Below are 8671 nucleotides of genomic sequence, written 5' to 3'. Positions count from 1 at the left end.
TCCATGGCGATTATCGATGATGGGTCAGTTAGCTCACCCTTGACCAGTATCTGGGCGGTGGAGCCACTGGTGATGTTGAACTCGTTAGACAGGAAATTTATGTCCTTGGCCACGTCCATGGACTCTGGCAGGAAATCGTTGAGATTGAAGGTGGTCTTCAGGCTGATCGCACCGTAGCCAGCCGCTGCGGTGACCAGAAGGGCGACCCCTATTACTGCCCAGGGGGCCTTGTGGGTGATCTTGCCTACCGCACTGTTGAAACGACCTGCGCTGAACTTGCTGTGAACCTTTTTCTGGTAGTGCTTGTTTTCCTTCCCCTTGCGTTCGTTGCGAGCGTCCCTCAATACCTTAGTGGCGGGGATAAGCATGACCATGACCACGAAGCTGGATATGATGCCTACCGCGGTCAATATGCCGAACTCGGCAATGGCCTGCATTGAGGAGGTGACGTTCGATAGGAAGGCGATGACGGTGGTGACTGTGGCCAGAACCAGCGCCTCTCCCACAGAGAGCATGGTCTTCTTGGTGGCCGACTGCGGATCCTCGCCCTCGGCCCTCTCCTCACGGTATCTCATGACCAAGTGGATGCTGTAATCTATTCCAAGACCCAAGAGGATTATGGGCACGATCATGGTCATGGGGTTGAACGCGAAACCCAGGGCGGTGCCGAAGCCGTACATCCAGATGATAGCTATACCCAGGCCCATCAGGCCCATTAAGGTGTCTAGGAGATCGCGATAGATCAGCAGCAGGATGGCCACTATGGCAAGTACAGCGATGGGGAACAGATTGCTGATGGAGCCCATGGCGACGGTCATGATACTATCGCTGATGATGGCCATTCCCAGGACAGATATTATCGCTCCTTCCCCACCTGTGCCCATCTCGTTCTTCAAAGCTTGTTCCAGGTCAATGGCTGGGATGGTCACGTCCACCTGGTCCTTGCTGAAGCTGTAGAGCACCAGGGCACCCTTGGCCTCAGGGGAGGTGGAGTTCGGGTCGAAATCGGCAGTGAACATGCGGGGAAGGAAGTCCTTGACCTGCACCGGAGTATAGGGAGAGGCCAGCAGCTCGTGCAATACCCCTTTGAGCATGGAGGTATAGGTGACCCCCATAAGCTTGATCAGGTTATCATAGGTAGGAACCTGCGTCAGCCCTGTGACCTGTGCCACCTGAGTTTCGTTCATGGACATAAGCATGGCACTGGCGATCATGTCCACCGGGCTTATGACCGATGAATAGGGGTTGATCGAGGCGGTACTTAGGTAGGACACCAGGGTGGCGTTCCCCATGACCGCCGCTTCAGCCTCTAGAACGTCCAGGAAGGCCCTTTGGGTGATCATGTCGCCCTCTGCACCTTTCACCAACACGGTGATGCTGTAGTCCAAGGCGAACGTCTCGGATATCTCCGAGCTCGCCATGGACACCTCGTTCTCCGGCATGAAATCGGAGTTAGCGAAGCTACTGTTAATGCCGTTAAAGGCTACTGAGGACACCGATAGGACGGTGATCATCAGGATAATAAGTATGGAGACTAGAGGACGTTTGCCTACAAATTCTCCCAAGGAACTAAGGGTCTTGCTCATGTGATCACTTTTAAGGATATTGGCCGTTTAATTCATCATGTCGTTCAACATATCACGTACCAGCCAGGTGTCCAATGGACCGACGAGACCGTCCAACTTCTTTGGGGCATCCGTGCCCAGGGGAAGTTTCTGACTGATCCCTCTGGATGGCGGGTCCGACCTGATAAGGGAACGGATCACGCCCGCGATCTGATATTCCTCGAAATAATAGTCCAGCATCTCGGGGTCGGGAACGATGGAATTACCCGCCCTCCAACGCCGCGGTCGATTGATGTAGCTCAATAACCTCGAGGACATGATGTCAGGCAGATAAAAGAGCGTATTTTAACGTATCGTCCCCCCTCTGTCCGATTGAAATGATCTTCGCCCTTAGGTCGATCTTACAATAAAGATAGTGATGAGGGATAATAAAAGATCAGAATAAGAGCTCCCCCCGAACCTTACGGCGGAACTCCAGACTTCTCTCGAGCAGTTCGGGCAAGTTGTCCTTGTTCAACCGCCGAACCTGCGGTGGTGCTTCAGGGAAGAGCCGGAAGCATTCTCTTAAGAGATAATTGTGAACCATTCCTGATTGTCGCAGGGCATCGTGCCCCCATCCTTCGACCAGTTCGAGTACGCCTTCCCGTCCGGAGCGGTAGAATATCTCTGCCAGCATGGAGGTGACGATGGTGTTGTCGGAGGTGATCGAAAGCTCCGCCTCCCCCAGGGCTTTCTGGTTACCATTGAAGGCGACGGCAAGGCCGCCGCTGCGTCTCACGACCTGCAGGGCGCGCGCATCCGTGATCCCATCGCCCACGTACATGCAGTCCTCCAAGGGAACGCTCAACCGTTTGCATATCTCCACGACCGAGGTCGCTTTCTCATCTCCGCCCACCGGGTTCACCTGAGATATGAACTGATATGAGGAAAGGTCGGTCATCTCGTTCCAGAAGATCTCCTCCAGACGTTTGACTATGACACGGTCCTCCTGCTTGAGGTCCCGAACGTGGCGAACGTTGGGCGGTATGTTCACCAAAGGCATGCGGGCGATCTCCTGAGCCAAGGTGCGCAGGGTCTCCACCTCCCACTCGTCCATCTCGAACATGTCCATGCTCAGGCGGGTGCAGAAGGCGTTCTCGAAGGGGAATCCTATCTTTTCGCACGCCGCCCCCACATAATGCTCGTAACTGGTGCTGACGATAAAGCTGGACATGAACTCCTGCACGTAGCGCATGGTCTTGTCCGCCCCTGGAACGATGTTCAGTCCCTCGTGGGAAAGTTTCAGCAAGGAAGAGTCGGTGGCCCCGTACGCTTTAAGGAAAGGCAATATCAGCCGCAAAGTATCCCCGGCCTTGATGCCATCCTTACGCGTAACGTTCGCCATCACCTCCTCGAAACGGCTGATGACACTATACAACCGATCGCCATTCTCCACAATGCTGGAGGTGACCTGATAGGCGTTGTCGTTGGTAGTGATCGGGCCTTGTAGATCGGATATGAATATCTTGCCCTCGAACGGCATCACCTCATCCATCAGGTCGAACTCCATGTATTCACCTCCACCTTAGCACCTATCGGTTTGGGCATGATATCGAGATCCCATATTAATTAACACCTTCTACTAGCTAAGATTGGCATCGCTACCACCTGTAGACCTTTGATGGCGATCTAGAACAGGTGCTCCGATACCGTTTTGGCCTGGTCGCCCACCTGGCATTTCATTATGGGAAGCTCGAGGTCCTTTAGACCGTCCTCGACCTCCTTCATCTCCCTAAGCGGACAATTGACGTAGACGGTAGCGCCGGTATCTATGGAGAAATGACAGTTGAGCCCTTCGTACCTTAGCTCCTTGACCCGGGCCATGATCCTCAGGGTCTCCGGTCTCCATAGCAGCATCTGATCGGAACCGGTCATGGTAATGCTGTGCAGGACCAGCGTATCCTTCTCTGCCAGCTCCCCAACGCGGTTCACATCCCCGGAGGATATGGCCGACAGCATTTGCTCCAGGGAAGCGTTGACCGTTTCCAGACGGGCCTGGAAGAAGGGCGAGGTGACCACTTCCCGGTGGGCGGTGTCAGTGACCTTGTATGCCGGCACGATCACCGCCAGTATGCCCATGTCCATGTCTTTGGATGAGGCGATCATTTCGGAGTAACTGCTTTCATCATCCACTCCAGCATGCCAGATGGAGAAACCGCCGGTCACCGCCCGGGCGGCCGAACCGGCTCCACGGCGGGCATAACGGGAGATATCCTTCAACGGCAAATCCAATGATAGAGCCTCGGCGCATGCCAAGGCTAGAGCGGCGAACCCCGAGGCCGACGCCCCCAGACCGATGTTGGACCGGAAGTTGTTGTGGGAGATCATGCGCATCCCCCCTTTCTCCCCCGCCAATTGGCGCAGCGGGTCCACCACCGCCATTATTCGAGCCATCTCTTGGGGCGATGCCTTGTGACCGTCGAACTCGGCGCTGTCCTCCCCCCGCCCGAACTCAACGGTCGTGTGGGTGGCCAAAGGGGCGGTGCAGACCGAAATGGAATCGTGGAAAGGGATGCGCAGCCGTTCGTCCCTAAGCCCGTGATACTTGATCAGACCCTGTATTGGATGGGCGACGGCGGAAGCTTTCAATCGATCACCTAGATGTCGAAGACCACCCGCACCAGGGGCACGGAGGGGTCCACTAACATCATATGATAGGTGATGGCCTTGATTTCTTTCTTGGGGTCGTGCCTCTGAGGGTCGAAAATCTCTCCCCATGCGTGGCAAACGACCTTCAGATCGTCAAAGCGAACTTCGAACCTGGAAAATACCATCCCTGTGACATCGAAGATGAAGAGCAGCTCAGAGAGAAAGTTGTACAGCATGGACTCATGGTCGTGTCCTTCGACCTCGATCACCCTCTCCTCCCTGGGACTCACCGCGCTGGCGTCGAGAATTTGATCCGTGAGGGCAAAGGCGGCGTTGGCAAAGCAATCCTCCAGATCGTCACCGAACGCCTCCACCATCACGTCCGCGGTGTGGTCCAGGGTGCGATACTTCATAGATATGGCATGGCGGCACCGATAATTAACCATGCGCGAACTCAATGTCGTTGCGTGACCGATGTTCTTCAAAGAACCTTTGCGAGCGCATCCTAGCTCATAACGCCAGAAAAAATGGTCATCGAACCTGCTGGAACAGGGGGACAAGGTTATATCGGGGTTCGCCAATTATGCGCCGATGCGACTCCTCATCATCGGCAGCGGGGCCATCGGCACCACCCTGTCCGAGGCCATCCAGGAAATGGAAGAGATCGATATCTTCTACATCACTGATAAGAACGAGGACCGGGCTCGGAAGATAGCCGATGAATGCCGCAAGGCCAAGTTCATATCTCCCACCGACGAAAGCATCAAGGCACATCTTAAGAACGTGGACCTGGTGGTCGAGGCCGCCTCCCAAGAAGCGGTGATGCACTATGTGCCCATCGTCCTTGGCATGGGGATCGATGTCCTGGTGATGAGCGTAGGCGCCTTCGCCGACGACGATACCCGGGAAAGATGCTTCAACGTGGCCAAGAGAAAGGGGGGCCGGCTTTTCGTTCCGTCGGGAGCCATCTGCGGAACTGACGGACTGCACTCCGCCTCATCCGACGTCATCGAGAGCGTAGAGCTGGTATCGACCAAAGGGCCGAAGAGCTTCCAGGATAATGACTACTTGTTATCCAAGGGGGTCGACGTCGATTTATTGAAAAAGAAGACCGTGCTTTTCGAGGGATCGGCCCGGGAGGCCGTGATGCATTTCCCCAAGAACGTGAACGTGTCGGCCACCATATCCCTTATCGGAATAGGATTGGACAAGACACACGTGAAACTGGTCTGCGACCCCCTTAGCGATTGCAACACTCACCGCCTGGAAGTGAGGGGGGAGTTCGGGCACATCGTCTGCGAGACCGACAATCTCCCATTTCCCTCTAACCCGGCCACTAGCTATCTAGCGGCGTTATCCGCGATGGCGGCCATCAGACGCATCGCAGGGAACGTGTGGATAGGCATCTGAGAACATTCCTATATACGCCTATTTCCCTTCAGCATCTGTGAACGGGATGATTGATAGAGTTAGATGGATATTCTCCAATTGCCAGGATGGCCTGGACGCCATCGTTATCATGAATGCGGAAGAGCCACTGTTAGATGCGGCCTTCCCATACATCACTTGCACGAAGGCCGGACTTTTCGAAGGATGCCTGGGGGTGATCACCCCCGACGGTCGCTCGACCATCATCACCTCCGCTTTGGAGGAGACCTCGGCTCGGGGAGGAAAGAGCGAGGTGCTGACATACCGCACCCGCAAGGAAAGGGAAGAACTGGCCATCGGTTTCATGAAGAAGTTTCGTATGGTAGGAGTGAACGCGCAGGGCATAACCCATGCCAATTATCTGGAGATCGACCGGCTGACACCTAAAGCTGAACTGCTGGACGTGAGCAAGGGCCTGGAAACATCCCGTTTAATAAAGGATCGGGATGAGATAGACCGGATACGCCGGGCGTGTGGGATCGCCTCCCGGGTGGCTGAAGATATTCCATCCATATTGAGAAAGGGAATGACCGAGCATGAGGCAGCGGCGGAGATCGATTATCGTATGATGAAGTTGGGAGCCTCTGGATCGGCCTTCGGTACCAACGCCTCCTTCGGTGCCAGCTCGGCCGAGCCTCATCATGGGGCCGAGGACATCGTTCTGAAGGATGGACATGTGGCCTTGTTCGATTTCGGATGCAAGGTCGATGGATACTGCTCCGATATCACCCGCACCTTCTTCGTAGGCGAAGTGAATGATTGGCAGGGACGCATGTACCAGGTGGTTCTGGAAGCGCAGGGGGCGGCCTTGGCAATCATCAAGGCCGGCGCCAACGGCAAGGATGTGGACGCGGCCGCCCGTAGGATCATCGACGCCAGCGAGTTCAAAGGACTGATGGTCCACTCGACCGGCCATGGATTGGGCCTATCGGTACATGACGGAGGCAGGATGGCCCCCGATCATGACTTCCTGTTGAAAGAGGGCATGGTGCTGACGGTAGAGCCGGGGGTTTATATCGCAGGGCAGGGAGGGGTTCGCATCGAAGATGATGTCCTGATCACCAAGGACGGGTACGAGATGCTCACAGACGCCTCCAGGGAAATGAAGGTGATCACATGATGGACCAGTTGGAAAAAGCAGTGGAGCGTATGAGAATGGAGGGGGCGGACTTCTGTGACGCCCGTTATCAAACCATCACCTCGACCGGTGTGGCGGTGGTGGACGCGGCGGTCAAACGGATCTCCGAGGACCGCATGAGAGGTGTATGCCTTCGGGCAAGGAAGAAGGGCTCATGGGGTTACGCCACCACCGTGGATGTGTCCAGAGATACTCTTTTGGAAGCGGCGGTCAAGGCCGTTCGAAACGCCAAGGCGGGAAACGCCCCGGGCAAGCTCATCCCGGACATGGGAGGCGCCAGGGCCGATCTGAAGGCTGACGTTCAGATACACCCCTCCAAGATAGGCATGGACGAGAAGGTGCAGGCGGCCATAGACCTGGACCGGGCACAGAAGGTGGACCCTCGCATAGTCAATACCAATTCCATGCTGCGGGAGGAGGTGCGCCAGAACCAGTTGGTAAGCAGCCATGACCGACAGTTGAGCTGGGAGGAGGTACGTTCCTCCCTAATGGTGGAGGCGGTGGCCTCGGAAGCAGGCCGAACAGAGTTCTTTTATGACATTCGCGATGGCTCCAAGGGCTTCGAGCTGGTCAAGGCCACTGACCTGGAGGCATTGGGCCGGAACACCGGGTTGGAAGCGCTCAAGATGCTCACCGCGGTGAAAGCCCCTTCGGGACTGGTCACCTGCATAACCGATCCCAGCATATCCGGGCTGCTGGCCCATGAGGTCATGGGACATGCCTCCGAGGCGGACGAGATCGTCAAACGGCGTTCTTTCCTTACCGATATGGTGGGGAAGAAGGTCGGATCACCCCTCATCACCATGGTAGACGATGGAACGGTGCTAGGAGCTAGAGGGACCGTTCCATTCGATGACGAGGGAACACCCTCATCGCGCACCACCATCATACAGGACGGGGTCTACCAGGGGTACATGCATTCGCTGGAGACCGCAGCGGAGATGGGCGTGAAACCGACAGGCAATGGCAGGGCGCAGGACTTCGGGCGGAGAGTTTGGGTGCGCATGACCAACACCTTCTTCGAGAAAGGGGACCAGACCCTGGAGGAGATGATCGCCGATGTGAAGCTGGGAGTGCTCACCGACCGCATGATCAGCGGTATGGAGGACCCGGTGGGTGGAGGCTTTGAGGCCAAAGCCCTGCGGGGGTTCCTCATCGAGAACGGACAGGTGACAAAGATGCTGCGTTCGTTCACGCTGACCGGCAACGCCCTGGACATACTGGGGACCGGTGACGCCGTAGGTAAAAAGGTGACCTTGGACGGAGGCTACTGCGGCAAGGGCATCGAGGATTGGGTGCCAGTATCCTCCGGTGGACCGCATTGCCGTTTCAAGATCGTGCTGGGAGGTGACTGAATGGACCTGGAGAGGATGTCCAAGAAGACGGTGCACAACGTCCTGGAAGAGGGAGCCAAGGAGGCCGAGGCCTTCCTGGTAAGGGTGCGGTCGCTAACCGCCTATATCGACGACGATATGATCAAGAACCTAGAGGTTAAGCTGGACCAGGGACTTTCGGTCAAGGTCTCCCTAAACGGTCGGTTGGGGCAGTCCAGCTCCACCATTTTCCACATGCGGGACCTGGAGGAATGCGGGGCGAAGGCAGTGGCTTTGGCGAAATTGTCCCGTCCCGATCCTTACTTCAAGAAGTTCCCCGGATTTCAGCATCCGAACGGTTCGTTGGATGTTTGCTCCGAAGACATCGTCAACGCCACAAATGAAACATTGAGGGACAAGGTCAACAACATTGTCAGCGCCGTCGGGGAAGGAGTGAAGATCCCCCGAGGACAGCTTCGGGTGGCGGTCATCGAGAGAGCGCTGGCCAACTCCAACGGGGCGGCCTATCGCGAGATAGGCACCATGGCCTACGCCCATTTCACCTCCATGACCAACGGGGTAGATCCCGGTGAGGGGTG

The 8671-nt window shown here is 56.2% G+C and carries 9 protein-coding genes; 4 read left to right on the top strand and 5 right to left on the bottom strand.

Annotation, left to right across the window (positions count from 1 at the left end; translation table 11 throughout):
* The 5 genes from VMW85_06385 to VMW85_06365 all read right to left on the bottom strand — a co-directional run.
* The coding region (locus VMW85_06385; GenBank protein ID HUT27655.1) for an MMPL family transporter at window positions 1-1586 on the bottom strand (1586 nt) is incomplete at its 3' end.
* A 27-nt stretch (window positions 1587-1613) separates the two neighbouring features.
* Entirely contained in the window at window positions 1614-1883 is a 270-nt protein-coding gene (locus tag VMW85_06380; GenBank protein ID HUT27654.1) for a hypothetical protein, read from the bottom strand.
* A 118-nt stretch (window positions 1884-2001) separates the two neighbouring features.
* Window positions 2002-3114: an HAD hydrolase family protein gene (locus tag VMW85_06375; protein ID HUT27653.1), complete on the bottom strand. Its 1113-nt coding sequence runs from the start codon at window positions 3112-3114 to the stop codon at window positions 2002-2004.
* A gap of 119 nt (window positions 3115-3233) precedes the next feature.
* A complete protein-coding gene (gene mvaD, locus VMW85_06370) occupies window positions 3234-4193 on the bottom strand; it encodes a diphosphomevalonate decarboxylase (protein HUT27652.1) in 960 nt (319 codons plus the stop codon).
* 8 nt (window positions 4194-4201) lie between these two features.
* Complete coding sequence (locus VMW85_06365; GenBank protein HUT27651.1) at window positions 4202-4606, bottom strand: archease; 405 nt, start codon at window positions 4604-4606, stop codon at window positions 4202-4204.
* Between the two features lie 127 nt (window positions 4607-4733).
* Here VMW85_06365 and nadX point away from each other — a divergent pair, with 127 nt between their 5' ends.
* The 4 genes from nadX to VMW85_06345 all read left to right on the top strand — a co-directional run.
* Window positions 4734-5603, top strand: a complete 870-nt coding sequence (gene nadX, locus VMW85_06360; GenBank protein HUT27650.1) for an aspartate dehydrogenase — start codon at window positions 4734-4736, stop codon at window positions 5601-5603.
* A 46-nt stretch (window positions 5604-5649) separates the two neighbouring features.
* On the top strand, window positions 5650-6741 hold the full coding sequence (locus VMW85_06355; protein HUT27649.1) for an aminopeptidase P family protein: 1092 nt from the start codon (window positions 5650-5652) through the stop codon (window positions 6739-6741).
* Window positions 6738-8114, top strand: coding sequence for a TldD/PmbA family protein (locus tag VMW85_06350; protein ID HUT27648.1), 1377 nt, complete (start codon window positions 6738-6740; stop codon window positions 8112-8114). The genes VMW85_06355 and VMW85_06350 overlap by 4 nt, the downstream gene beginning before the upstream one ends.
* Window positions 8115-8671 (top strand): DNA gyrase modulator (locus VMW85_06345; protein ID HUT27647.1); only part of this gene is annotated, 557 nt, incomplete at its 3' end. It abuts the gene before it with no gap.

This window comes from Methanomassiliicoccales archaeon (assembly GCA_035527755.1).
Classification (GTDB): domain Archaea; phylum Thermoplasmatota; class Thermoplasmata; order Methanomassiliicoccales; family UBA472; genus UBA472.
Note: the sequence above shows the minus strand (reverse complement) of the source record. Positions and strands in the feature narration are given on the sequence as shown.

What these genes read in the sequence shown, in the direction of transcription:
- VMW85_06355 (HUT27649.1), top strand. Translation starts at nt 5,650, where the DNA reads ATGATTGATAGAGTTAGATGGATATTCTCCAATTGCCAGGATGGCCTG.
- VMW85_06365 (HUT27651.1), bottom strand. Translation starts at nt 4,606, where the DNA reads ATGAAGTATCGCACCCTGGACCACACCGCGGACGTGATGGTGGAGGCG.
- VMW85_06375 (HUT27653.1), bottom strand. Translation starts at nt 3,114, where the DNA reads ATGGAGTTCGACCTGATGGATGAGGTGATGCCGTTCGAGGGCAAGATA.
- VMW85_06350 (HUT27648.1), top strand. Translation starts at nt 6,738, where the DNA reads ATGATGGACCAGTTGGAAAAAGCAGTGGAGCGTATGAGAATGGAGGGG.
- VMW85_06380 (HUT27654.1), bottom strand. Translation starts at nt 1,883, where the DNA reads ATGTCCTCGAGGTTATTGAGCTACATCAATCGACCGCGGCGTTGGAGG.